Here is a 23,121-nt window from a genome sequence, read left to right as displayed (position 1 = left end):
GACGGAGGGGCAAATGGCGTAACGTTGCGGCCCCTCCACCACCGCCTACGGCGGCGGTCCCCCTCCCCATCGCTGCGCGACAGGGAGGATTTTACGACCGCTCCCACCCTGCAACAGACATCGCGCCTAGACCGGCGCAGCCGCAACTATTTCAGCTTGTCGCGGTTCGCGTAGAGCAGCGCCGCGAGCACGGCCGCCGATCCGACGCCGATGCCCGCCGCGGTTTTCCAACCGATCTTCTTGCCGCCTTTCGCCCCGGCGGCCTTGTCGGCGGCTTCGGTCGCCTCGGCGGCCTCCTTCTGCGCCTGAAGCTCGCGCGCGGCGCGCAGCACTTCATTTTCCTCTTCGTCGTGCGGCGGCGGGGGAGATTGATCGGTCATGTCACGCAAGTCCTTGTTATCAGGCAAGTGCCTGATCGACAGGCACATAATCCGTTCCGACCGCTTCCGCTACGGCCTCGAACGTCACCTTACCATTCCAGACGTTGAGTCCCTGCGCAAGATGCGTGTCGCGCTTCAATGCCTCTTTCCACCCGAGATCGGCGATGCGCAGCGCGTGCGGCAGGGTGACGTTGTTGAGCGCATAGGTGCTGGTGCGCGCGACGGCGCCGGGCATGTTCGCGACCGCATAATGGACGATGCCGTCGACCACGTACGTCGGGTCCGCGTGGGTCGTCGCATGGCTCGTCTCGAAGCAGCCGCCCTGGTCGATCGCGACGTCGACGAGAACCGAGCCGGGGCGCATCGTCTTCAGCATCTCGCGGCTGACGAGCTTCGGCGCCTCGGCGCCGGGGATCAGCACCGCGCCGATCACCAGGTCGGCCTCCGCGACGCATTCGGCGAGGTTCGCGCGGTTCGAGAAGCGCGTCTTGGCGCGCGCCTCGAAAAAGGTGCCGACGCGTTCGAGGACTTCGGGATCGCGGTCGAGGATGGTGACGTCGGCGCCGAGGCCCGCCGCCATCTGCGCCGCGTTGAAGCCGACGACGCCGCCGCCGATCACGCAGACCTTGCCCGGCGCGACGCCGGGGACGCCGCCCAGGAGCACGCCGCGGCCGCCATGCGCCTTTTCGAGCGCGGTCGCGCCGGCCTGGATCGACATGCGGCCGGCAACCTGGCTCATCGGCTTGAGGAGCGGCAGGCCGCCGTGCGGGCTGGTCACGGTTTCATAGGCGATGCAGATCGCGCCCGACTTCATGAGGTCGAGCGTCTGGTCGGGGTCGGGCGCGAGGTGGAGATAGGTGTAGAGGATCTGGCCGGGGCGCAGCATCGCACGCTCGACCGCCTGCGGCTCCTTGACCTTCACCACCATGTCGCAGGTTGCAAAAATCTCTTCGGCGCTCTGGACGATCTCGGCGCCCGCCTCGACATAGAAACGGTCGTGCGCACCGATGCCTTCGCCCGCGCCGGTCTGCACCAGCACCCGGTGGCCATGGACGACGAGCTCGCGCGCGCTCTCGGGGGTCAGGCCGACGCGGTATTCGTGGTTCTTGATTTCCTTGGGCGTGCCGATGATCATTGTCGCTCTCCATATCCCTGCGCCCGGACGCAAATTTCCGCATCCATAGCCTTCGGAGAAACATAACAGCAAAGCCGCGAGAGGTGCTTGCATATCCTCGCCCGATGCCGCACATACGCGCACATATTTGGCGTGAAATGCGGAATAGACGCACGTTTATGGATCGAATCGATACAAAGCTGCTTCACCTGCTGCAACGCGAGGGGCCAAAACCCGCCGCCGAACTGGGCGAAATCGTCGGGCTGTCGCCCTCGGCGTGCCATCGCCGCATCCGCGCGCTCGAGGCGGCGGGGATCATCACCGGCTATGCCGCGCGGCTCGATCCCGAGGCGATCGGGCTCGGCCTCGACGTCTTCGTCGACATCAGCCTGACCTCGCAGAGCGAAGAGGCGCTGACCGCGTTCGAAGGCGCGGTGAAGAGCTTCGACGAGATATTGGAGTGCCAGCTGCTGTCGGGCGCGTCGGACTATCGGCTGCGCGTCGCGGCGCGCAACGTCGCCGACTTCGACCGGCTGCACCGCCATTGCCTGTCGCGCCTGCCCGGCGTCGCGGCGATGCACAGCGCCTTTGCGCTGCGCACGATCAAGGCGTTCGAGGGCTATCCGGTATCGGCGGCGCAAGTCGGCGACCCGGCGCGCTGAAGCCAAAATTCCGGCGGCTGGTTAACGCCGCTTTTACCATCCTCCCAGCATATCCCGGTGACGCGTTTCGCGGACGATGGGGACCGGCAGAGTCCGCGCGTCCGAATTTGGCCAGGGAAGCAGGATCATGGTGAAGGAAAATCCGATTCATAAGCAGCAGATCGATCCCGTGCTGATGGCCGATCGTTTCCCTTTTTATGACCTTGACGGACGCCTCGCCGCGGACGCCGCCGAGGTCCATGCCATCATCTCGGGCCGCGAGGACATGATCGCACGCGCCTATTGGGACGCCTTCAACCGGCTTCCCGGCATCGAGCGCAAGGTCGAGGGCGAACTTCTCGAATCCTATGTGCGCGGCAGCGCACGTCACGCCGCGGTCAAATACAGCGATGCCGCGGGACAGGAGGTCGCGACGATCGCGTGCCAGAACACCCATATGGCGCGCCGTGTAAAGCTGCCGCTGGCGTCGGTGATGTCGTGCATCGCCGAGAGCCTGCGCCTCACCATCGAATATGTCATCGAAGCCGCCGCCGGCGACACCGCGCGGCAGGCACGACTGACCGGTGCGATCAACCGGCTCGCGTTGCTCGAGTTCGACATCATGCAGCGCTATGCGACCAAGCTGGACCGCGCCGTGATCTCGGGCGAACGTCAGGCGCTCGCGGGCGATTTCGACCGCTCGATCGCCTCGCTGGTTCAGGATACCGACGCCGCGCGGCAACAGCTCGCGCGGCAGGCCGCTTCGGCCGACCAGGCGGCGAAGGGCATGATCGCCAAGACGAGCGAGGTCGCTGCCGCCTCCGAACAATCGGCGATGGCGATGCGCGAAGCGGCCTCGACGGCCGCGGGCCTGATCCGCGCGATCGAGGACGCGCGCAGCGAGGTCGAAGCCTCGGCCAGCGTCGCGACGCGCGCCTCCGAACAGGCGGGCGAAGCCGTCGCCATGTCCGAGGCACTGTCGCGCCACGCCGAATCGATCGAGTCGATCCTGGGCCTGATCCGCGAGATTGCGGGCCAGACCAACCTTCTCGCGCTCAACGCCACCATCGAAGCCGCCCGCGCGGGCGAATCGGGTCGCGGCTTCGCGGTCGTCGCGCAGGAGGTGAAGAGCCTCGCCAACGAAACCGCGCGCGCGACCGACGATATCGCGGGCAAGATCGCGGCGATCCAGCAGGCGACGCGCGGGTCGGTGAACGCCAACCAGTCGATCCAGCAAACGATCGTCGAAGTCCAGACCTCGGCGCAGCGCATCCGCGACGCGATGGACGCGCAGGCGCAGACGGTCACCTCGATCACCGCCGCGGTCGACGAGACCGCGCTCGCGGCCGATTCGATGTCGTCGACGATCGCCAGCATCCGCAACGATTCGGGCATGGTCGCGGGCGAAATCAGCACGCTGAGCGCCGAATTCGCCAAGATGGGCGAGCGGCTTCAGTCGCTCGAAAAGGCCGCGAGCGAATTCAGCCGCCGCGTGGCCTGAGCTTGGCAAAGCCTGCCCCCCTGCCCTAAGGCGGGGGGATGACGATCCGCATCCTCATCACCGGCGCAAGCCGCGGCATCGGTGGCGCGATCGCCGAAGCGCTGACCACCGACGTGACCAAAGTCGTGGCCTTGTCCAGTGCAGACGGCGATCTTTCCGATCCCTCCGTTCCCGACGCATTGTGGCGAACAAGCCTCGACCGGCTCGACGGCCGCATCGATGTACTCGTCAACAACGCAGGTATTTTCGAAGCCAATCCGCTCGATGCGCCCACTGCCGACTGGCTGTCCGGGTGGAGCCGCACGATGCAGGTCAATCTGACCGCGAGCGCTCTTCTCTGCCGCCACGCCGTGCGGCACTGGCAGGACCGCGGCAGCGGCGGCCGCATCGTCAACATCGCGAGCCGCGCCGCCTATCGCGGCGACAGCCCCGCGCACTGGCATTATGCGGCATCGAAGGCGGGCATGGTCGCGATGACCAAGACGATCGCGCGCGGCTATGCGAAAGAGGGCATCCTTGCCTTCGCTATCTGCCCCGGCTTCACGATGACGGGGATGGCCGCCGACTATCTGGAAAGCCGCGGCGGCGACAAATTGCTCGCCGACATCCCGCTGGGCCGCGTCGCGATGCCGGGCGAAGTCGGCGAGATGGCCCGCTGGTGCGCGCTCGATGCGCCAGCGTCGATGACCGGCGCGGTGCTCGACGTGAATGGAGCAAGCTATGTTCGCTAGGCTCGCGCTCCTCGCCGCCCTTGCGCTCGCCGGTTGCGCTGCGCAGACGGCGCCGACCGCGCCCGCGGCGGCGCCGTCCGGCAAGGCGCTCGCCTCCGCGTGTGCGAACCGCGACGGATGGAGCGACCCCGCCCCGCCGGCCAAGATCTTCGGCAACAGCTATTATGTCGGCACCTGCGGCATATCGGTGGTGTTGATCGACACCCCGGCCGGACTCGTGCTGATCGATGCGGCCACCGAGGAAGCCGCGCCCTCGATCCTCGCAAGCATCCGCGCGCTGGGATTTGACCCGAAGAATGTCCGATTCCTGCTGACCAGCCACGAACATCTCGATCATGTCGGCGGGCTGAAGGCGTTGCAGGAGGCAACCGGCGCACGGGTCATCGCGCGGCCCGAAGCGGTGGCCGCGCTGACCAGCGGCCAACCAGAGGCAACCGATCCGCAGCGCGGCGGTATTCCGCCCTTTCGCGGCGTCACCGTCGCGCGCACCGTTCTCGACGGCGAAATGCTGAAGATCGAAAAGCTGCGCCTGACCGCGCACGCGACGCCGGGCCACACCCCGGGCGGTACGAGCTGGACGTGGCGGTCGTGCGAAGGGACCGACTGCCGCACCATCGCCTATGTCGACAGCCTGTCCGCGGTGTCGGCCGATGGCTACCGGTTCGTCGATCATCCCGACTATGTCGCGACCTTCCGCGCGACCTTCGCGAAGGTCGAGGCGCTGCCGTGCGAGATATTGATCACGCCGCATCCGGGCGCGAGCACCCTCTTCGCTCGGCTCGCGGACCCGGCGACGCTCGCCAATCCCGAATCGTGCCGCGCCTATGCCGCGGGTGCCAGAATGCGGCTCGCCGACCGGCTGGCGTCCGAGAGCACGCCACCCAAATGAGCTGGATCGTTTCGCTCCCCTGCACGCGCGACGAGGCCGAAGCCTTGTCGGGCGAGGTTCCCGAGCTCGATGCGTTGCCCGAGGCGCCCGTCATCGTGACGCGCGAGATCGACGAGGATATGGGGCTGTGGCAGCTCGACGCCTATCTGGACGAGAAGCCCGGCGCGGCGCTGCTGGAGCTGCTGCAGGCGCTGATTCCGAGCGCCAGGCGCAAGAAACCGCAAGTCGAGCAACTGGTCGAGCAGGATTGGGTCACGCTGTCGCAGCAGGGACTCGAACCTGTTCAGGCGGGGCGCTTCTTCGTCCATACCAGCAGCTATGCCGACCGCGTGCCTGCGGGCAGCGTGCCCTTTCTGATCGACGCGAGCCAGGCTTTCGGAACCGGCGGCCACGATACCACGGCGGGCTGCCTGGCGATGCTCGACCGGCTTGCGCGGCAAGGCGCGAGCCCGCGCAATATCGCCGACATCGGCACCGGAACCGGCCTGCTCGCTTTTGCGGCGATGCACCTCTGGCCGCGCGCCAGGACGATCGCGTCGGACATCGATCCCGCGAGCATCTTCGTCACGCGCGACAATGCCGCGATCAACGGCGTGCCGCTGGGCCGCAGCGGGGGGCGGCTCGCGCTCGCAGTCGCGCCGGGGACCGATCATCCCGCGATCCGCCACCGCGCGCCCTATGATCTGGTCATCGCGAACATCCTCGCCGGGCCGCTGATCACGCTGGCGCCCGATATCGGCGCAGCGACGGCGCCCGGCGGCAATGCCATCCTTGCGGGGCTGATCGCGCGGCAGATGGAGCCGGTGCTCGCCGCCTATCGCGCGCAGGGCCTTCGCCTCGCCGCACGCGGCGGCAGTGTCGAATGGCCGTGCCTGCTGTTCGTGAAGCGGCGGCGCTACGGATATCGGCGCAAGGAGCGCGCCTTCCACCGGTCCAATCCGGCCGACGCGAGCTTCGGGAGCTGGTGAAGTTCCCCTCCCGCTTGCGGGAGGGGTTAGGGGTGGGGCGAGCGTAGCGAGCGTCCGGCTTCAGAAAGGCCCACCCCGCTGCGACTAGCGAACAAGTTCGCAAGTCTCGCTGCCCCTCCCGCAAGCGGGAGGAGACTGCCGCTCAAGCCTTCGCCGTTGCATAATCCTGCGTGCCGCGCGTGATGACGACGTCGCCCGGCAGGATATCGGCGATCGGGATCGGCGGCAGCGCATCGTTCGCGGCATAGAGCGGCGCGAAATCGGTGTTCACCGTCACGTCGAGCAGTTGGTCGAGGCTGTCGATGACGAAATAATTCTGCTGGAAATCGTCGATCCGGTAGTCGGTGCGCATCACCCGCGCGAGGTCGAAGCCGATGCGGTTCGGGCTGTCCGAATCGAGCGCGAACACGCTCTCGGCATAACTCGACACGATCCCCGCACCATAGATACGCAAGCCCCCGGCTTCGCGGATCAGCCCGAATTCGACGGTGTACCAGTAAAGCCGCGCGAGCTGTTTCAGCGCGTCATATTTCAGGCTGCGCAGCCCGCCTTCGCCATAGGCGACCATGTAATCGGCAAACACCGGGTCGGCGAGCATCGGCACATGGCCGAACACGTCGTGAAAGACGTCGGGTTCCTTGAGATAATCGAGCTGCTCGGGCGTGCGGATGAAATTGCCGGCGGGGAAGCGGCGGTTCGCGAGATGGTCGAAGAAGACGTCGTCGGGCACCAGCCCCGGCACCGCAACGACCTGCCACCCCGTCGCATCCATCAGCCGCGCGTTGAGCTCGCGATAGTCGGGAATGCCGGGCTTTTCGAGCCTGAGTACGTCGATCCCGCGCAGGAACGCCTCCGACGCGCGGCCCGGCAGCATCGCCGACTGGCGCGCGAACAGCCGGTCCCACATCGCATGCTCGTCGGCAGTGAAAGCGTCCCAATTCTGCGAAATCGTCCAGTCGGCCGCGGCGCCCGGCGGCGGCACTTCGTGGACGTGGGTAAAGCCATCCTTCATGGACCGGAGCCTAGCATAAACTGGTTTCAAATGAAACCTTCACGCGCGAGCGACTCCGAACCATCGCGCCGCGCGGGGAAGGCGTGGCAGGATGAACCGATCGACGATCCAGAGCAAGACCAGCGACGCGGCAAGCAGCGGCAGGAACGCCGCGAGCAGCAGGACGATCGCCGCGCCGCCTTTCAGCCGCGCCGGATCGCGCGGCAGCGGCGGCGCGCCGAGCGCGTCGTCCGGTTTGCGGCGGCGCCACATCAGAAAGCCGGAGATCGCCAGCGTGAAGAGCGCCAGCGCGGTGGCAACGCCGACCAACTGATTGGCGAGGCCGAAGAGCTGGCCCTCGTGCCAGGCGATGCCATAGCCGACGAGCCGGTCGATCGGGTGCTTGTCGGCGAAGCCGCTGCGCGAGACCTCGATGCTCGTTTCGGGATCGTAGCTGACCTTGCGGACCTGCGGCCGGTTCTGCGTCAGCGTCGTCAAGGTCCAGGTGTTACCGTTGGGCGGCCCGAACATATTGGGGGCGCCGGGTGGCTGGATGATCGCGGGCGCAGGCATATTTTCCGCCCGGGCCCGCAGCACGATATATTCAAGCCGAGCGCGAGGGGGCGACGCAGGGGGCGCATTGGCCGCCATCGCCGCATGATTGTGCGCCGTATGCGGATCGGCGCCGCCTTTCCAGTCCTGCACCCCCGATACCCATCCCATTTCGGCGCGCACCGCGCGAAAGCCGCTCGCCCAGACATCGGTCCAGGGCAGCGCGGTGAGGAGCAGGACGAGCGCGAGGCCGGAAACCCAGAAGCCGGTGACCGCGTGGAGATCGCGCAGCGCCGCCCGGCCGCCGAGCGACAACCGCGGCCAGACGACCCCCGCGAGCCCGCGCCCACGCGGCCACCAGAGATAGAGGCCGGTCAGGATCATCACGATCGCCCAGCTCGCCGCGAGCTCGACGAGCAGCTTGCCGCTGCGCCCGACGAGCAGGCTGCCGTGCAGTCGCGCCAGCCACGCCGACCAGCGCGCGTCGGGATCGGCCGACCCGATCACGCGCCCCTGCGGCGAGACCGCGACGTCGCGCATTGCACCGCCGGGCAGACCGACGTGGACGACCGCGGCGTCGCCTGCGGCCGCGGGAATGCGGTAATAATGGAAGCTCGCGCCGGGATTGGCCGCAACCGCGGCCGCGACCTGCGCATCGGCGTCGACCGCACCGGCGGTGGGCAGGCCGCGCCACGCGCGTTCCTCCCACCGGTCGAGCTGCGGCTTGAACAGATAGGCTGCCCCCGTCACCGAAAGGAGCAGGATGAAGGGGATGACGAACAGCCCGGCATAAAAATGCCAGCGCCAGATCGTGCGATAGAGCGGAATCCGGCTGGTGTCGGCCATCCCCTTCCCTCTCCTCAGAAACGCGCGCGGATGCCGGCGGAGACCGCGCGGCGCTCGACCGGATAGTAGATCGCCGATGCCGCCGGGGTGACATTGGACGGCGCGGTCGCGGCGATCACGGCGCTGATGTCGCCGATCGCCTTCTTGCCGGTGATGTTGCGGACATCGACGAAAGCGTCGACCCCCTCGGCCATTCGCGCGCCGCCGGTGACGCCGAGCAAGGCATAGCCCGGGGTGCGGACCTGATTGCGATAATCGGCATAGGGACCGTCGGGCACCCACTCGACATTGGGCGCGACATGCAGCGCGTCGCTGCCGATCCGCGCCTCGGCGCGATAGACATGCTTCGGCACCACCGGCAGGCGGTTGTCGCCGAACTGGCTGTCATCCCGGAAACGCAAGTCGCTGTAGGTATAAACCTGCCGCAACCGCAGCCAGTCGGTCGGCGCGATTTCCAGCGCTGCCTCGACCCCCTGATGCAGGGTGCGGTCGGCGTTGAAGGTCGCGGCCGGGATGCTGGCGTTGGTGGTGAATTGCAGCAATTCGCCTTTCAGCGTCGAGCGATACAGCGCGAGATCCCAGCTGACGACCCCCATCTTGCCGCGCGTGCCGATCTCGGCCGTCCACGCGCGCTGCGGGCGGATCGTCGACACGACCTGACTGACCGGCGGCGTCCCGATCGTCTGGAACACTTCGCCGAAGCCCGGAAACTCCGCCGATCGGCTGTAGTTGGCGAAGAGTTGCACATTTTCGCCCGGTTCGAACAGCAGGCCGAACTTGGGTGAAAAGGCGTCGAAGGCGATCCGGCCGCCCAGCGACGTCGACACATTGACCCGCCGCTTGCGGACGCCATCGGCATAGACGCCGCCCGCGATCAAGGTCAGCCGTTCGACCGGCCGTACCCGCACCTCGCCATAGATGTTGGCGGTGCGCGCGGTCTGGTCGGCATCGAAGGTCAGCGCGCCGCGCCGCCCGGCGATGTTCACGAACTGCAGGGCGTCGGTCGTCCCGCGCCGCCATTCGCCGCCGAGCGTCACCTCGACCGGACCCGCCATATAATCGGCGCGGACGAAGCCGCCGAGATCGAGCGAATCCTGGTCGATCACCTGAAAGATCGGGTGATAGAGCGACTTCGCGTTGACGAAGCCGCCGACGTCGAGCTTGAACGCGCCCCAGTCGAAGGTCGTGCGGTTTTGCAGCCGCAGCGACACGATGTCGCGCGCCTGATCGCCGGCCACCGCCGCCGCGCTCGCCCTGCGCGGCGTGGTCAGCGCCTGATTGTACGTGAGCGCGCCGGGTATTTCCTGCTTGATGTTGTTGTAGCTCGCATAAAAGCGCGTCGATACGACGTCGCTCAGCTTCAGCCCGACATTGCCGTGGAAGCGAAAGCTGCGGCGCTTCATATGATCGCGGTCGCCGTTCGAGGTGTCGGCGCTGATCGCGCCCCACGCATCGACCCGGTCGCCCGCGACACCCGCCGACACCAGCCCGCGATAGCTGTCGAAGCTGCCGACGTCGCCGCGCAGGTAGAACCCCTCCGCCGTGCGCCCGGTCGGCGTCACGCCATTGACCGCGCCGCCGAGCGTTCCCGAACCGAAGCGCAGCGCATTGGCGCCGCGATACACCTCGAGATGGTCGAAGAAGATCGGCTCCAGCTCCTGGAAATCGCCATTGTCGTCGGCGAGGTTGATCGGCACCCCGTCCTGCAAGAGCGTCAGCCCGCGCATGTGAAACCCGCGTGAGAGGCCCGAGCCGCGGATCGAGATACGCACCTCCTGCCCGTAGCGCGGCTGGAGATAGACGCCGGGCGAGAAGGCGAGCGTGTCGCGCAAGCTGACGACCGATTTGTCGGCATAGTCTTCGTAAGAGACGACGTCGGTGCCGCCGGGCGTGCGCGAGGCGCGCTCTTCGGCGGCGTCGGTCGCGGTCGGGGCGGTGACGATGATCGTCGAATCGGCCTCGTCGGCATGGGCTGGCGAGGCGGCGAGACAGATGGCGAGCGCCAGCAAGGGCGCCGCGCGATTGGCAATGGTATTCATCGGAAAATCTTCCCCGGATACAGGCATGGGACCGCGCAGCGCTATTGTGCGCAGGCGGCAGTTCAGGCTGGATCAGGCGAAGCGCGGCGGGCCGGTACTCGGCGGGAGCGGCGAGGCGATGCCCGGCGCATAGCCGAGCGACGGGGCTGCCAAGGGTGCAGGCTCGGCGATCGCGAGTTTTTCGGGCAGCGCCGGCAGGTCGGGGACGATCGGCGCCGCGGCCAGCGCGCCCCACGGGCAATGCTGCTGCCCTTCGCCCGCCTGATGCTCGCCCGCCTTCTCGAGCGGGATTGTCAGCGTCGCCCCCGGATTGGACGGGTCCGAACAAACGCGGACGGTGATCGATCCCGCCGCGTCGCTCTCGATCATCCAGCCCGGCGCGACGAGCACCCGCGCGGCGAGCGCGAGGATCAGCGGCAGCAGCAGCAGGATGCCCGGACGGCGAAAGGCGGCGAGAATGCCCACGGGGCGGGCTTTATGTTGCAGCTGTGCGAGTGGCAAGCAGACAAAGCGCCCAACCTGACGTCATTGCGAGGAGCCGAAGGCGACGCGGCAATCCAGAGTCGCGTAGACCGCTCTGGATTGCTTCGCTCCGCTCGCAATGACGAATGATTATTCCGCCGGCGTCTCGTCGGTCTTCTTGCCCGTGCGCGTCCACGGATAGAGGAACTGGCCCCAATAGGCCTTGGGTACATCCTCGGGGATGCCGTAGTTTTCGGGCCAGCGGTCCTTGGGCAGATGAAAGGTCCCGAAAATCTTGTCGAGCAAAGGTAAGTGGATCGCGAAATTGACGTCGAACGCCTCGCGCTCCAGCCCGTGGTGCCAGTGGTGGAAACGCGGGGTCGCGATCCAGTGGCCGAGGCGATTGAAATTGCCCCCGACATTGGCGTGGAGCAGCGACGACCAGACATAGACGAAGCCGATATAGGCCTGCATCACCGACGGGCTGAATCCCAGTGTGAAAAGCGGCAGCGAGGTGATCGCGCGCAGCAGGATGATCTCGACGAAATGCATCCGCGACCCCGCGAGCCAGTCCATCGACTTCGCGCTGTGGTGCACCGCGTGGAAGCCCCAGAGGAAGGGGTAGCGGTGGAAGGTGCGGTGGAACCAGTATTGCACCATGTCCGACGCGACGAGCACGATCAGGAACTGGACGATCCACGGCAGCGACGCGACGCCGGCGCGGAAGGCGTCCCAGTTGTTGGTATGCGCGTTGACGAACTGCTGCGGCGCGAGCGCGAGGAAACCCAGCACCTGCACGAACATCGTGCTGACGAGATAGTAAAAGAGATCCTCGCGCCATTCGGTGCGGAACAGTCGCTGCGCACGGCGGTGCGGGAAGGCGCGTTCGAGCGGCGCGAACATGAAGCCGGTGACGAGCAGGTTGACGACGAAAAAGTCGAGCCCGAAGAAGATGCCCCAGTCGCGCGTCTCCTGCGGCTGGACGTTCGCGCCGCCGAGCAGGACTGCCGCCAGCCCGATCATCAGCGCGGTGAGCCCTAGGACTTTGCGGGGCCGCAGCAGCAGGCTGAGCAGCGACAGGCCGTAGCTGGTCAGCAACACGAGATGCACGGCGCCGCGGAAGCCGGTCCAGGTCTTGACGACCTCCAGTTCGGGCGTGGCGAACCAGTCGGGAAAGCGAAGCGCGATCACCATGAAGAAGCCGCTGATCGCGAACAGCAGCCCGAAAAAGCCCGACAGCCACCCACTGCCGAACCGCCGCACTTCGGTGTGCGATTCGAGGTCGCGCATCAGATTCTGGAGATAATCACGCTTTGCCATGTCGCCCCTTCACAGCATTTCGTGGCGGCCGTCTGTGACGGCGCGCACGCCTTGACATCAGCCCGACCCCTTTTTCGTCATGCCGGACTTGATCCGGCATCCATTCTTTCTTCGCAGCATGGACCCCGGATCAAGTCCGGGGTGACGAGGATGGGTGTTTTGCTCACCCCGCCGCCGCTACAATCTCTGCCCATTCGGCCTCGTCGATCACGCGGATGCCTAGCGCGCTCGCCTGTTTGAGCTTCGATCCGGCGCCCGGTCCCGCGACGACGAGATCGGTCTTCGCGCTGACGCTTCCCGCCGCCTTGGCCCCCAGCGCTTCGGCCTGCGCTTTCGCCTCGTCTCGGCTCATCGTTTCTAGCTTGCCGGTAAAGACCACCGTCATCCCCGACACTTCGCTCTCGCGCGTCTCGACCACATAGGGCGGCGGCGACACTTCGGAAAGCAGGTCATCCCAAAGAGCCCGGTTGTGCGGCTCGTGGAAGAAGTCGCGGAGCGCTTCGTTGACTGCGACGCCAACGCCGTCGATTTCGAAATAGTTAGACGGAGCGGCTATTCGCGCTCCACCTTCCACGCGATACATTTCATGCATTTCCTCAACCGCTGCCCGCAGCGTCTGCAATGTGACGAACCTCTTTAGCAACTCGCGCGCCGTCACCGCGCCGATGTGGCGGATGCCGAGCCCGAACAGCAGCCGCGCCGCGTCGGGCGACCGCTTCGCCTCGATCGCGGCGAAGAGATTGTCGACCGACTTTTCCTTCCACCCTTCGCGTGCCAGCAGCGCGTCGCGGTGGTTCTTCAGCCGGAAGATGTCCGCTGGCCCCTTCTCGAGCCAGCCGAGATCGAGAAATTCCTGGATGCTCTTCTCGCCCAATCCCTCGATATCGAGCGCGCCGCGGCTGACGAAGTGGCGGAGACGCTCGAACTTCTGCGCGTTGCAGATCAGGCCGCCGGTGCAGCGGACGTCGACCTCGCCCTCCTCGGCTACCGCCTCGCTGCCGCACACGGGGCAATGGTCGGGGAAGATGTAAGCGGCGCGCTCCTCGTTGCGGGTCAGATTCTCGACCACCTGCGGGATCACGTCACCCGCGCGCTGGATCACGACGCGGTCGCCGGGGCGGACGCCGAGACGACCGATCTCGTCGCGGTTGTGGAGCGTGACGTTCGAGACGACGACCCCGCCGACGGTGACGGGGGTAAGCCGTCCCACCGGCGTCAGCTTGCCGGTGCGGCCGACCTGGATGTCGATGGCTTCGAGCGTCGTCTGTGCGCGTTCGGCAGGAAATTTATGCGCGATCGCCCAGCGCGGCGCCTTGGCGACGAAGCCCAGCCGCTGCTGCCAGTCGAGCCGGTCGACCTTATAGACGACGCCGTCGATGTCATAGGGCATCTCGGCGCGCTCGGCCTCGATCGTCCGGTAATGCGCCAGCACCTCGGCGACGCTCTCGAAGCGCTTCAGCAGCGGCGAGACGGGGACGCCCCATGCCGCAATCCGCTGCATCATGTCGAACTGGGTGTCGGCAGGAACCGCGCTCGCCTCGCCCCAGCCATGCGCAAGGAAGCGCAAGGGGCGCGATGCGGTGACGCCCGCGTCCTTCTGGCGCAGCGATCCAGCCGCCGCGTTGCGCGGGTTGGCGAACTGGCGGACGGCCGCGGGATCGAATTCCTGCCCGCGCTGCGCGGCAAGCGCCCTTCCCTCCTCCATCAACCGCGCGTTCAGCGCCGCAAAATCGGACTTGGCCATATAGACCTCGCCCCTGATCTCGAAGACGTCGGGCGTCTCGCCCGTCAGCTCCTGCGGAATATCGCCGATCGTGCGAACATTGGCGGTCACATCCTCGCCCACCGCTCCGTCGCCGCGCGTCGCGGCCTGCACCAGCACGCCCCGTTCGTAGCGCAGCGAACAGGACAGCCCGTCGATCTTGTCCTCGGCGGTCAGCGCGACAGCCTCGCCCTCGCCGAGGTTGAGGAAGCGCCGCACCCGCGCGGCGAATTCCTCGACATCTTCGCCCGAAAAGGCGTTGTCGAGGCTCATCATCCGCACCGCGTGCGCGACCTTGGCGAGCGGCGAGCCTTCGACTGCGGCGCCGACGAGCCGGTTCGGGCTGTCGGCACGGATCAGGTCGGGGAAAGCCGCTTCGATTTCATTGTTGCGGCGGACGAGCGCATCATACTCCGCGTCCGAAATCTCGGGGCTGTCCTCGGCGTGATACAGCTTGTTGTGATGGGCGATCTGTTTCGCCAGCCGCATCAGTTCATTGGCGGCCTCGGCGGGCGAAAGCGATTCAATCTCGGTCATGCACCGGCTTTTGCCACCGGCTTGAACTCGGCGCGAGTACCAAATCCTGCAATAAGCGGACGACCTTTGGCGATCGCCGCCCGAACCTCGGGAAGCTGCAGCGATGCCATGTGCGCGTCCTTGCTGTCCCACAGCTCGACGATCCAGATCGCATCGGGGTTCACAGCGTCCTCGCCGATCAGATAGGCGATATTGCCGGGCATCGACCCCGCACCTTCGCCAAGGATCGCGACGAGCGCCGCGCGCTGCCCCGGCTGCGCGATCATCTGCCCGATGAGGCCATATTGCGGATCGGCGTCTTCCATCATGCCCTCCAGAGCCCGGACCTTCGCCGCGGGCAACAAGGCTGCCGCCATCGCCAGCATCGCGGCAAGATGCTCACGGCGGTTCACTTCGCGATCACCAGCACATGAACCTCGCGCCGGATGCGGAAGCCGAGCGATTCGTACAGGCCGATCGCGCCGGCATTGTCGGCATAGCTGTGCAGAAAAGGCGTCTCGCCGCGCGCAACCATTGCGCGCATGACATGGCCGATCAGCGAGCGCGCCAGGCCGCGCCCGCGACAATCCGCCCACGTCGAAACCCCGCTGACCTCGGCCATGCCGGGCACGAGGATGCGCTGCCCCGCCATCGCGAGCAGGCGGCCGTTTTCGCGGATCCCGAAAAAGGGGCCGTAGCGGTGCGTTGCGGGGCCCCATGGTCCCGGCTTCGCATGGTCGGCAAGCGCCGCCATTTCCGATGCATCCGCCTCACCAAGCGCGACGATCGGCGGCTCGCCTTCGCGCGGTTCGGGCGGCGGACCTTCGGCGACCATCTGCGCAAGCACCGCGCGTTTGACCTCGCGCGTACCCGCCGGCACCGGCCACGGCTCGCCTTCGACGATCCAGAGTTCGCCGTCATCGGGCACCAGCGCCGCAAGCGCCGCCTGCGCCTCCGCGCCGGTATCGGCGGCAACCCCAAACACGCCGTAACCGCGATCGATCCGCCTCGCGCGGTCGCCCCCCTCGGCCAGATGTGCCTGCCGCCCGGTGAGCATTGTCCAGATCGGACGGTCGAGCGGATGCGCGGGCGCCATCGCGCGATCAGGCCTGTTCCATTGCCAGCGTTTCCGCCGCCGGGATCACCACGCCCTCCATCGCATGTTCGGCATAGGGGCCCGCGGGATCGACCCAGTGGAGAAAGAGATGCGCCGACCAGCGATTGGGGTTCGGCTGCGTCCGCCCGTGCAGGCGGTGGACGCCCTGATACAGCACCGCATCGCCCGGCAGCATCGGCACCGAACCATAGGTCTCGTCACCGAAATCGGGATCGGCGCGCTCGCGCGGGGTCTCGATATGCTGCGATCCGACCTCGAGCGGCCAGGGCTTGCCGTCGCTCGCGGCGAGCAGCAGCGACAGGCTGTGCTCGCAGGCGTAGCGGTCCGAATGGACGTGGCAGACGTCGCCCTGCCGGTACATGCGGAAATAGCAATAGGAGGGCTTGAGCGCGGTGCCGACGAGCGCGCTGACCGCGGGGGTCATCCCCCACAGGAAGGTCGACAGCGGCAGATAGTGGCGCCCGTAAATCTCGACCGCCTCGTTCGCAAGCAGCGCATGTTTGCGCTTCAGCCGGTCGAACGACACCCCGCCGCGCGTCAGGTCACCCTTCATCATGCCGAGCAGCACGTGCGTGACGTCGGTCGGCACGAAGCCGGGCAGCGCGAGATAGCCCTCGTCGCGATAGCGTTCGGCCTGCCCCGTCATATCGTCTCCAGCAATCTTTCGGCCTGCGCGCGCGCCTCTTCGGTGACTTCGGCGCCCGACAACATGCGCGCGATTTCCTCGCGGCGGCCCGCTTCGTCAAGCGCGCGGACGCCGGTGCGCGTCACCGTGCCCTCGCTCGACTTGGCGATGATGAAATGCGACGCGCCTTTCGCGGCGACTTGCGGGCTGTGCGTCACCGCGAGCAATTGCTTGTCGCCGCGTGAGAGCCGCGCGAGCCGTTCGCCAATCGCGCTCGCCACCGCGCCGCCGACACCGCGGTCGATCTCGTCGAAGATGATCGTCTCGGCGCCGCCCTCTTCGGCGAGTGCGACTTTCAGCGCGAGGATGAAGCGCGACAGCTCGCCGCCCGACGCGATCTTGGCGAGCGGGGCGAAGGGCGCGCCGGGGTTGGTCGAGATGAGAAATTCGACGCGGTCGATGCCGTCGGCGCCCCAGCGCTCGGCGGGGAGCCGTTCGACGGCAGTCTGGAAACGCGCCGCGTCGAGCTTCAGCGGCACGAGTTCGCCCGCCACCGCCGCATCGAGCCGCGTTGCCGCTTTGGCGCGCAGGTCGGAGAGCGCGGTCGCGGCATGGGTATAGGCGGCCGCCGTCTCGGCCACCGCGGCTTCGAGATTCGCGAGCCCCGCGCTGCCGCCTTCGATCGCGTCGAGCCGCGCCGCGAGCTCCCCCGCGAGTTCGGCCAGCTCGTCCGGCTGGACATTGTGCTTGCGTGCCATCGCGCGCAGTTCGAACAGCCGCGTCTCGGCCGCCTCCAGCCGCTCGGGATCATATTCGAGCGCGCGCGCCGCCGCGTGCAGCTTGGTCTCGGCGTCGTCGGCGTCGATGATCGCGCGGTCGAGCGCCGCGAGCGCCTCGGCGAGCAGCGGGTGATCGCCCGCGAGCCGGTCGAGCCGCCGCGCCGCGCCGCGCAGCAGCGCGGGACCGCCGCCGCTGCCGTCGAACGCCTCGAGGATCGTGCCGAGATCGCCTGCGATCTTCTCGCCCTTCTGCATCGCGGCGCGCGCCTCGGCGAGCTCGGCTTCCTCGCCGGGCTGCGGACCCAATTTCTGCAGTTCGGCGACGCAATGTTCGAGCCATTCGCGGTCGCGCTCGGCCTCCGAAATCGCGGCCTTCGCTGCCGTCAGCTTTTCCTCGGCCGCGCGCCAGGCCGCATGCGCCGTTGCCACCGCGCCGGTGTCCGCGCGCGCATAGGCGTCGAGCAGGGCGCGGTGGCCCGCGGGCGCGAGCAAGCCGCGATCGTCGTGCTGGCCGTGGATCTCGACCAGATAGCCCCCGACCTCGCGCAACAGCGCTGCCGAACAGGGCTGATCGTTGAGAAAAGCACGGCTGCCGCCGTCGGCCTTCAGCGTCCGGCGGATCAGCAGCGGCTCGCCGGGTTCCAGCGCCACCTCATTCTCGGCCAGCAGCGCGGCGAGCGGCGCGCCCTCGGCGGGCGGCGTGAAGCTCGCCGTCACCTGCGCCTTTTCGGTCCCCTGCCGCACCAGCGCACTGTCGGCGCGCATCCCGAGCGCGAGGCCCAGCGCGTCGAGCAGGATCGACTTGCCCGCCCCCGTCTCGCCCGTCAGCACGCCCAGCCCGGCCTCGAAATCGAGGTCGAGCCGTTCGATCAGAACGATGTTAGCGATGGACAAGGCGGTCAGCACGCGACCTCCTTACCGCAGAACAAAATGCGAATCTACGCGTGAACGATCAGGCGCTCGGCGCGTGCTTCCGCATCAGATCATAGGCGCGGTCGTACCATTTGCTGCCCGGATAGTTGGCGCCCAGCACGGCGGCCGACTTCTTCGCTTCCTCGGGAATGCCGAGCGCGAGATAACATTCGGTCAGGCGGTAGAGCGCCTCGGGCGTATGGCTGGTCGTCTGGAATTTCTCGGTCACTTCGCGGAAGCGGATCGAGGCGGCGAGCCAGTTCGAGCTGCGCTCGTAGAAGCGGCCGATCTCCATCTCCTTGCCGGCGAGATGGTCCTGCACCAGGTCGACCTTCAGCCGCGCGTCGGCGGCGTAGCGGCTGTCGGGATAGCGGCGGATCACCTCGCCGAGTGCGTTCTTCGCCTGCTCGGTGATCTTCTGGTCGCGCGTCACGTCGCTGATCTGCTCATAATAGCTGAGGCCGATCAGATAATAGGCGTAGGGCGCGTCCTTGTTGCCCGGATGGATCGACAGGAAGCGCTGCGCCGCCTCGATCGCCGGGGTATATTCGCGGTCCATATAATAGCTGAACGCGCTCATCAGCTGTGCGCGGCGCGCCCAGGGCGAATAGGGATGCTGGCGCTCGACCTCGTCGAACAGCGCCGCCGCGACCTTGTACTGCTTGCGTTCGAGCCGGTCCTGCGCCGCGCGGTACAGCGTGTTGACATCACGCGCGACATAGCGCGTGTCCTTCTTGACCCCCGAACCGCCCGCGCAGGCGGCCAGCAGCGGCGAAATGACGAGAGCGGCGGCGAGCAGGCGCGTCGTGGCGCGCAGGGAGGGACGCTGAATCATGGCTGCGGTATAGCCACAGCGCAGATGAACGCAAAATAAATGATGGCCTCCCGTCGCGGCCTTTGCCCGGCGCGTCATTCGCCGCCCGTGACGCACCCTTTCGGCGCCTCGGCGGGCACGGGGACGCGGCGGGCCGAGACGATCTTCACCGCGGGTTCGATCATCTGCCCCTTCATCGCGCCCTCGCCCGCGGTTGCCGACACCGGCAGCGCGTAGATTTTTTCGGCGACATCGCGGCCCGCGACCATTTCGCCGAACACGGCAAAGCCCGCATTGTCGCCGCTCGCCTTCGGATCGGCCTCGAAGCCCGGGATGTTGCTGAGCAACAGGAAGAAGTCGGTCGTCGCGTCGCCGGGCGCGAGGCGCGCCATCAACAGCGCGCCGTCGCAGCTCTTGAGCCCCGTCACATTGGTCGGCTCGTGCGCGATCGGCGGGAAATTCTTGCGCGCGTCGCCGCGGTTGCCCGCCTGCACCAGCTTGCTGTCCGGCCCCCAGCTGCGCGTCGTGCGATAGAAGGAAAAGCCGTCCATCCGCTTGGTATCGACATAGCGGAGGAAATTGGCGGCGGTCACCGGCGCGCGCTTGTTCTCGATCCGCACGACGATCGTCCCCGCGTCGGTGACCAGCGCCACATACGGCCGCGTGTCGGGCTCGTCGGCCCTCGGCGGCACCGGAAGCGCCGGCGGCGGCGGCGGAGGCGCCATCATCGGCGGGGGCGGGGGAACCGGCTGCGGAGCAGGCGCGGGCGCCGCGCTTGCGATGGCAATCGACAGGATCAGCGTTTCGAACATCATGGAATCACTCTGAGTGCGGACAAGGTCGGCACCGACGCTATACACAGTTTACGGCTGCGCCAAGCGAGCCCGCCATCGTTCAACCATATGGTTGACAATAAAATCCGACTCGTCAATATTCAACCACATGGTTGAACATGATTCGCATAGCCTCGACACGATCTTCCACGCGCTCGGCGATACGACGCGGCGCCAAATGCTCGGCGAACTCGCCGCGGGCGAACGCACCGTCGGCGAGCTTGCCGAACCCCACGCGATGTCGCTCGCCGCGGCGTCCAAGCATATCAAGGTGCTCGAGGCGGCGGGTCTGATCCGCCGCGACGTCCGCGGACGCACCCATGTCTGCAGCCTCGATCCGGTCCCGTTAATGAACGCCGACCAATGGCTCGGTATCTATCGCCGCTTCTGGAGCGATCGCCTCGACACGCTTGAATCGCTGTTGCGCGAAGCCCCGTCCCTGCCCCCAGAAAACCCCTCCCCGGGAAAGAAGGAGAATGACGATGACCACCATGCTGACCAATGACGCTTACGGCACGCTGTCCGAGCCCGCGACCTTGACCCTCCAGCGCCTGCTCCCCGGCCCGATCGAGCGCGTCTGGGCGTATCTCACCGACGGCGAACTCCGCCGCCAGTGGCTCGCTGCGGGCGCGATGGAGGAGAAGGTCGGGGCGCCGGTCGAATTCGTCTGGCGCAACGACACCCTCACCGATCCGCCGGGCGAGCGCCCCGAAGGCATGGCCGAGGAACATCGCATGACATGCGAAGTCACCGCGATCGACGGGCCGCACAGCCTGTCGGTGACCTGGGGCAGCACGGGCGGCGTGACCTTTACCCTCGAGAAACAGGGCGACGAGGTATTGCTTACCATCGTCCACAGGCGGGTCGAGGACGTCACCGTCCGCCTCAACGTCAGCGCGGGCTGGCACGCGCATGTCGATCTGCTCGAAGCGCGGTTGCGCGGCACGATGCCCGCGCCGCATTGGGACAATTGGCTCCGGCTGCGCGCCGACTATGCCGAGCGCTTCGCGCGCTGATCCCCCGACCGCGTGTGAAGGGAAGGGGGCGCCCGCGCGGCCCCTTCCTTCCCGGTCGATCGGTCAGGCCGCCCACTCCGCGGGGTCGGGCTCCTCGCCGATCAGCGCGAGGCCGTGCGCGATCGAGGTCAGTTCGCCGCCCGACGCGATGCGCTCGGCCCCGAACCGGCGGTCGAAGATCGCGCGGATCGCCGGAATCAGCGACGAACCGCCGGTCAGGAAGATGCGATCGATGGCGCGCGCCTCGACGCGCGCCTTGGCGAGCGCCGCGTCCATCGCGGCCTCGATGCGCACCAGGTCGTCGGCGATCCACGCCTCGAAATCGGCGCGGCGTACCGTCGCGGCGATCTCGACGCCGCCGCCCGTGAAGCGGAATTCGGCCTCCTCGCTGCCCGAAAGCGCGCGCTTGGCCTTGCCCACCGCATCATAGAGCGGAAAACCCTGCTCATGCTCGATCAGCGCGATCATCCGGCCGATCGGTTCGGGCTCGATCGCGTCACGCTGCAGGCGCTTCAGTTCGTCGATCGTCCGCCGGTTGCGCATCATCGCGAGCCGCGACCAGTCGGCGAAGTCGGAGAAATAGCCGCCGGGGATTTCGAGGATTTTGTCGAACGAGCGATAGCGGCCACCCTTGCCGAGCAATGGCAGGACAAGCTTGTCGACGATGCGCTGGTCGAAGCGGTCGCCGGCGATCGCGACGCCCGACGAGGCGAGCGGGACGCAGCGGCGCGGGCTTCCGGGCGCGGCGATGCGGACGATCGAGAAGTCCGTCGTGCCGCCGCCGAAGTCGGCGACGAGGATCGTCGCGGGTTCGGTCAGCCGCGAGGCATAGCTGTGCGCCGCGCCGAGCGGTTCGTGGACATAGAAAAGTTCGATGCCGAACTGACCGAGCATGGCGTCATACCGCTGCCGCGCCAGCGCGGGGTCGGCGCGCGCGCCCGCATATTCGACCGGCCGTCCGACGATGACGCGGCGCGGCCGCTGATCGAGGCGGCCACCCGCATGCGCAACGAGCCGCTGGAGGAACAGCCGCCCCATGTCCTCGAAGCGGAACGGCTTGCCGAAGATCGTCGCGCGCTCGAACAGCGGGCTCGCCGCGACGCTCTTGAACGACTGGACGAAACGGCTGTCGAGCGGCGACTGGAGATATTCGGAAATCGCCCACGGCCCGGCTTCGGACGCGACCCCCTGCCACGCGCGCTCCTCTTCCCAGAAGCAGAGCGCGGACCGGAACACCGGGCCGGTCGCCCCGTCGCCCGCGAAGTCGACGAGATGCGATCCGCCCTGCCCGTCGGCGAGCGCGACGACGGTGTTCGTCGTGCCGAAATCGAGGCCGAGCGCCGTCGCCGTCGCATTGCTGTCCATGATCTGTCCTGTGCCGGCCGAAGGTGTCGCGAGGGGCGGCGCCTATTGCACAGCGCGGCCGGTGGGGCAAGCCGGGCGGCGATCAGCCTGCGGGCGGCTGGAAAGCCGTCCTTGCCCGTTCGGCTTCGGCCCGGATCGCGCAGCCCTCGGCATGGTCGTTGATCAGCCCCATCGCCTGCATGAAGGCGTGCACCGTCGTCGGTCCGACGAACTTCCAGCCGCGCTTCTTCAGGTCTTTCGACATCGCAACCGACGCGGGCGAGGTCGAGGCGAGAAAGGGAATATCGCCGCGCGGTTCGAAGCCGCAGACATAGGCCGCGAGCGAACCTGCCTCGTGCACCAGATCCTGCGCGCGGCGAGCATTGTTGATGACCGCCTCGATCTTGCCGCGGTGCCGGACGATCCCGGCATCGTGCAGCAGCCGTTCGACGTCGCTTTCGTTGAAATCCGCGATGCGGTCGAAATCGAAACCGGCGAACGCCGCGCGAAAATTTTCGCGCTTCATCAGGATCGTCCGCCAGCTGAGGCCCGACTGGAAGCCTTCGAGGCTCAACTTCTCGAACAATCGCCGGTCGTCAGCGACGGGAAATCCCCATTCGCGGTCGTGGTAGGCGATATAATCCTCCGACGCCGCACACCAGCCGCAGCGCGCGATGCCGTCGGAAGCGGTGAAGAGCGTCATAGCCAGCCTCGCATCATATTCACGATATGTTCTCTTATTGAGCCCTGTCGACCGTTTCAAGGAAGAACCGCAATGCGCGTCCGTGTCGGCCCGGGGCAGCCACGCCGCGTGCGATGGCGATCATGGTCGGTTGCGGGCATTTACCGCCATTGGCAGCCGTTCCGGCGTCAACGGCCGAAATCGACCGGACGTAGACCTATCCTGCATCGTCACCCTGAACTTGTTTCAGGGTCCATGGTCCGACGGCTCCTTCGGCGCTGCGCCGG

24 protein-coding genes are annotated in these 23,121 nt (G+C 67.2%); 8 read left to right on the top strand and 16 right to left on the bottom strand.

The genetic code is table 11. The annotated features are described in order from the left end of the window. Window positions 1-146 precede the first annotated feature (146 nt). Entirely contained in the window at window positions 147-380 is a 234-nt protein-coding gene (locus J1N50_RS12500; protein WP_215353936.1) for a hypothetical protein, read from the bottom strand. Window positions 381-399: 19 nt separating this feature from the next. Then, window positions 400-1,515, bottom strand: a complete 1,116-nt coding sequence (ald, locus tag J1N50_RS12495) for an alanine dehydrogenase (RefSeq protein ID WP_215353933.1) — start codon at window positions 1,513-1,515, stop codon at window positions 400-402. Window positions 1,516-1,673: 158 nt separating this feature from the next. On the opposite strand from ald, the gene J1N50_RS12490 reads away from it, so the two are divergent. The 5 genes from J1N50_RS12490 (at window position 1,674) to J1N50_RS12470 (ending at window position 6,224) form a co-directional block, all read left to right on the top strand. Continuing rightward, window positions 1,674-2,156 (top strand): Lrp/AsnC family transcriptional regulator, encoded by a 483-nt coding sequence (locus J1N50_RS12490; protein ID WP_215353930.1) that lies wholly within the window; start codon window positions 1,674-1,676, stop codon window positions 2,154-2,156. A 127-nt stretch (window positions 2,157-2,283) separates the two neighbouring features. Further along, complete coding sequence (locus J1N50_RS12485) at window positions 2,284-3,636, top strand: methyl-accepting chemotaxis protein (protein ID WP_215353928.1); 1,353 nt, start codon at window positions 2,284-2,286, stop codon at window positions 3,634-3,636. A 38-nt stretch (window positions 3,637-3,674) separates the two neighbouring features. Beyond that, entirely contained in the window at window positions 3,675-4,367 is a 693-nt protein-coding gene (locus tag J1N50_RS12480; protein WP_215353926.1) for an SDR family NAD(P)-dependent oxidoreductase, read from the top strand. Further along, complete coding sequence (gene bla, locus J1N50_RS12475) at window positions 4,357-5,256, top strand: subclass B3 metallo-beta-lactamase (RefSeq protein ID WP_215353923.1); 900 nt, start codon at window positions 4,357-4,359, stop codon at window positions 5,254-5,256. The genes J1N50_RS12480 and bla overlap by 11 nt, the downstream gene beginning before the upstream one ends. Further along, complete coding sequence (locus tag J1N50_RS12470; RefSeq protein WP_215353921.1) at window positions 5,253-6,224, top strand: 50S ribosomal protein L11 methyltransferase; 972 nt, start codon at window positions 5,253-5,255, stop codon at window positions 6,222-6,224. Before bla ends, J1N50_RS12470 begins: the two co-directional genes overlap by 4 nt. Window positions 6,225-6,366: 142 nt before the next feature. Here the strand turns inward: J1N50_RS12470 and phhA are convergent, their stop codons facing one another. The 12 genes from phhA to J1N50_RS12410 form a co-directional block, all read right to left on the bottom strand. After that, the gene (gene phhA, locus J1N50_RS12465; RefSeq protein ID WP_215353919.1) at window positions 6,367-7,236 is read right to left on the bottom strand and encodes a phenylalanine 4-monooxygenase; all 870 of its coding nucleotides are present in this window, start codon (window positions 7,234-7,236) and stop codon (window positions 6,367-6,369) included. A gap of 39 nt (window positions 7,237-7,275) precedes the next feature. After that, window positions 7,276-8,613, bottom strand: coding sequence for a PepSY-associated TM helix domain-containing protein (locus J1N50_RS12460; RefSeq protein ID WP_215353916.1), 1,338 nt, complete (start codon window positions 8,611-8,613; stop codon window positions 7,276-7,278). A gap of 14 nt (window positions 8,614-8,627) precedes the next feature. Then, complete coding sequence (locus J1N50_RS12455; protein ID WP_215353914.1) at window positions 8,628-10,652, bottom strand: TonB-dependent receptor family protein; 2,025 nt, start codon at window positions 10,650-10,652, stop codon at window positions 8,628-8,630. Window positions 10,653-10,724: 72 nt separating this feature from the next. Then, entirely contained in the window at window positions 10,725-11,117 is a 393-nt protein-coding gene (locus J1N50_RS12450; protein WP_215353912.1) for a hypothetical protein, read from the bottom strand. Between the two features lie 147 nt (window positions 11,118-11,264). Continuing rightward, on the bottom strand, window positions 11,265-12,434 hold the full coding sequence (locus J1N50_RS12445; RefSeq protein WP_215353910.1) for a sterol desaturase family protein: 1,170 nt from the start codon (window positions 12,432-12,434) through the stop codon (window positions 11,265-11,267). A gap of 163 nt (window positions 12,435-12,597) precedes the next feature. Beyond that, window positions 12,598-14,733, bottom strand: coding sequence for an NAD-dependent DNA ligase LigA (gene ligA, locus J1N50_RS12440; protein WP_215353908.1), 2,136 nt, complete (start codon window positions 14,731-14,733; stop codon window positions 12,598-12,600). Continuing rightward, window positions 14,730-15,125: a putative quinol monooxygenase gene (locus J1N50_RS12435; RefSeq protein WP_343227879.1), complete on the bottom strand. Its 396-nt coding sequence runs from the start codon at window positions 15,123-15,125 to the stop codon at window positions 14,730-14,732. Before J1N50_RS12435 ends, ligA begins: the two co-directional genes overlap by 4 nt. Continuing rightward, complete coding sequence (locus J1N50_RS12430; RefSeq protein ID WP_215353906.1) at window positions 15,122-15,808, bottom strand: GNAT family N-acetyltransferase; 687 nt, start codon at window positions 15,806-15,808, stop codon at window positions 15,122-15,124. Before J1N50_RS12430 ends, J1N50_RS12435 begins: the two co-directional genes overlap by 4 nt. A 7-nt stretch (window positions 15,809-15,815) precedes the next feature. Then, window positions 15,816-16,475 carry a hypothetical protein gene (locus J1N50_RS12425; protein WP_215353904.1) on the bottom strand — a complete coding sequence of 220 codons (660 nt, stop codon included), beginning with the start codon at window positions 16,473-16,475 and terminating at the stop codon, window positions 15,816-15,818. Next, complete coding sequence (gene recN / locus J1N50_RS12420; RefSeq protein ID WP_215353901.1) at window positions 16,472-18,139, bottom strand: DNA repair protein RecN; 1,668 nt, start codon at window positions 18,137-18,139, stop codon at window positions 16,472-16,474. The genes J1N50_RS12425 and recN overlap by 4 nt, the downstream gene beginning before the upstream one ends. A gap of 46 nt (window positions 18,140-18,185) precedes the next feature. Next, on the bottom strand, window positions 18,186-18,980 hold the full coding sequence (locus J1N50_RS12415; RefSeq protein ID WP_215353899.1) for an outer membrane protein assembly factor BamD: 795 nt from the start codon (window positions 18,978-18,980) through the stop codon (window positions 18,186-18,188). A 74-nt stretch (window positions 18,981-19,054) separates the two neighbouring features. After that, window positions 19,055-19,771, bottom strand: a complete 717-nt coding sequence (locus tag J1N50_RS12410; RefSeq protein WP_215353938.1) for a peptidylprolyl isomerase — start codon at window positions 19,769-19,771, stop codon at window positions 19,055-19,057. A 130-nt stretch (window positions 19,772-19,901) separates the two neighbouring features. On the opposite strand from J1N50_RS12410, the gene J1N50_RS12405 reads away from it, so the two are divergent. Both J1N50_RS12405 and J1N50_RS12400 read left to right on the top strand, forming a co-directional pair. After that, window positions 19,902-20,297, top strand: coding sequence for an ArsR/SmtB family transcription factor (locus tag J1N50_RS12405; RefSeq protein ID WP_215353897.1), 396 nt, complete (start codon window positions 19,902-19,904; stop codon window positions 20,295-20,297). Then, a complete protein-coding gene (locus tag J1N50_RS12400; RefSeq protein WP_215353895.1) occupies window positions 20,275-20,808 on the top strand; it encodes an SRPBCC family protein in 534 nt (177 codons plus the stop codon). Before J1N50_RS12405 ends, J1N50_RS12400 begins: the two co-directional genes overlap by 23 nt. A 63-nt stretch (window positions 20,809-20,871) precedes the next feature. Here J1N50_RS12400 and J1N50_RS12395 read toward each other — a convergent pair whose 3' ends face one another. Continuing rightward, complete coding sequence (locus J1N50_RS12395) at window positions 20,872-22,173, bottom strand: Hsp70 family protein (RefSeq protein WP_215353893.1); 1,302 nt, start codon at window positions 22,171-22,173, stop codon at window positions 20,872-20,874. Window positions 22,174-22,255: 82 nt separating this feature from the next. After that, window positions 22,256-22,855 (bottom strand): DNA-3-methyladenine glycosylase I, encoded by a 600-nt coding sequence (locus J1N50_RS12390; RefSeq protein ID WP_215353891.1) that lies wholly within the window; start codon window positions 22,853-22,855, stop codon window positions 22,256-22,258. Between the two features lie 37 nt (window positions 22,856-22,892). Here J1N50_RS12390 and J1N50_RS12385 point away from each other — a divergent pair. Further along, a partial coding sequence (locus J1N50_RS12385) for a hypothetical protein (protein WP_215353889.1) occupies window positions 22,893-23,121 on the top strand: 229 nt, incomplete at its 3' end.

Source organism: Sphingopyxis soli (assembly GCF_018682675.1).
Classification (GTDB): domain Bacteria; phylum Pseudomonadota; class Alphaproteobacteria; order Sphingomonadales; family Sphingomonadaceae; genus Sphingopyxis; species Sphingopyxis soli.
Note: the sequence above shows the minus strand (reverse complement) of the source record. Positions and strands in the feature narration are given on the sequence as shown.

What these genes read in the sequence shown, in the direction of transcription:
- J1N50_RS12480 (WP_215353926.1), top strand. Translation starts at nt 3,675, where the DNA reads ATGACGATCCGCATCCTCATCACCGGCGCAAGCCGCGGCATCGGTGGC.
- J1N50_RS12445 (WP_215353910.1), bottom strand. Translation starts at nt 12,434, where the DNA reads ATGGCAAAGCGTGATTATCTCCAGAATCTGATGCGCGACCTCGAATCG.
- J1N50_RS12405 (WP_215353897.1), top strand. Translation starts at nt 19,902, where the DNA reads ATGGTTGAACATGATTCGCATAGCCTCGACACGATCTTCCACGCGCTC.
- J1N50_RS12455 (WP_215353914.1), bottom strand. Translation starts at nt 10,652, where the DNA reads ATGAATACCATTGCCAATCGCGCGGCGCCCTTGCTGGCGCTCGCCATC.
- phhA (WP_215353919.1), bottom strand. Translation starts at nt 7,236, where the DNA reads ATGAAGGATGGCTTTACCCACGTCCACGAAGTGCCGCCGCCGGGCGCC.
- J1N50_RS12400 (WP_215353895.1), top strand. Translation starts at nt 20,275, where the DNA reads ATGACCACCATGCTGACCAATGACGCTTACGGCACGCTGTCCGAGCCC.
- J1N50_RS12425 (WP_215353904.1), bottom strand. Translation starts at nt 16,475, where the DNA reads ATGACGGGGCAGGCCGAACGCTATCGCGACGAGGGCTATCTCGCGCTG.
- J1N50_RS12485 (WP_215353928.1), top strand. Translation starts at nt 2,284, where the DNA reads ATGGTGAAGGAAAATCCGATTCATAAGCAGCAGATCGATCCCGTGCTG.
- J1N50_RS12395 (WP_215353893.1), bottom strand. Translation starts at nt 22,173, where the DNA reads ATGGACAGCAATGCGACGGCGACGGCGCTCGGCCTCGATTTCGGCACG.
- J1N50_RS12460 (WP_215353916.1), bottom strand. Translation starts at nt 8,613, where the DNA reads ATGGCCGACACCAGCCGGATTCCGCTCTATCGCACGATCTGGCGCTGG.
- ald (WP_215353933.1), bottom strand. Translation starts at nt 1,515, where the DNA reads ATGATCATCGGCACGCCCAAGGAAATCAAGAACCACGAATACCGCGTC.
- J1N50_RS12415 (WP_215353899.1), bottom strand. Translation starts at nt 18,980, where the DNA reads ATGATTCAGCGTCCCTCCCTGCGCGCCACGACGCGCCTGCTCGCCGCC.
- bla (WP_215353923.1), top strand. Translation starts at nt 4,357, where the DNA reads ATGTTCGCTAGGCTCGCGCTCCTCGCCGCCCTTGCGCTCGCCGGTTGC.
- J1N50_RS12500 (WP_215353936.1), bottom strand. Translation starts at nt 380, where the DNA reads ATGACCGATCAATCTCCCCCGCCGCCGCACGACGAAGAGGAAAATGAA.
- ligA (WP_215353908.1), bottom strand. Translation starts at nt 14,733, where the DNA reads ATGACCGAGATTGAATCGCTTTCGCCCGCCGAGGCCGCCAATGAACTG.
- J1N50_RS12430 (WP_215353906.1), bottom strand. Translation starts at nt 15,808, where the DNA reads ATGGCGCCCGCGCATCCGCTCGACCGTCCGATCTGGACAATGCTCACC.
- J1N50_RS12390 (WP_215353891.1), bottom strand. Translation starts at nt 22,855, where the DNA reads ATGACGCTCTTCACCGCTTCCGACGGCATCGCGCGCTGCGGCTGGTGT.
- J1N50_RS12410 (WP_215353938.1), bottom strand. Translation starts at nt 19,771, where the DNA reads ATGTTCGAAACGCTGATCCTGTCGATTGCCATCGCAAGCGCGGCGCCC.
- J1N50_RS12470 (WP_215353921.1), top strand. Translation starts at nt 5,253, where the DNA reads ATGAGCTGGATCGTTTCGCTCCCCTGCACGCGCGACGAGGCCGAAGCC.
- J1N50_RS12490 (WP_215353930.1), top strand. Translation starts at nt 1,674, where the DNA reads ATGGATCGAATCGATACAAAGCTGCTTCACCTGCTGCAACGCGAGGGG.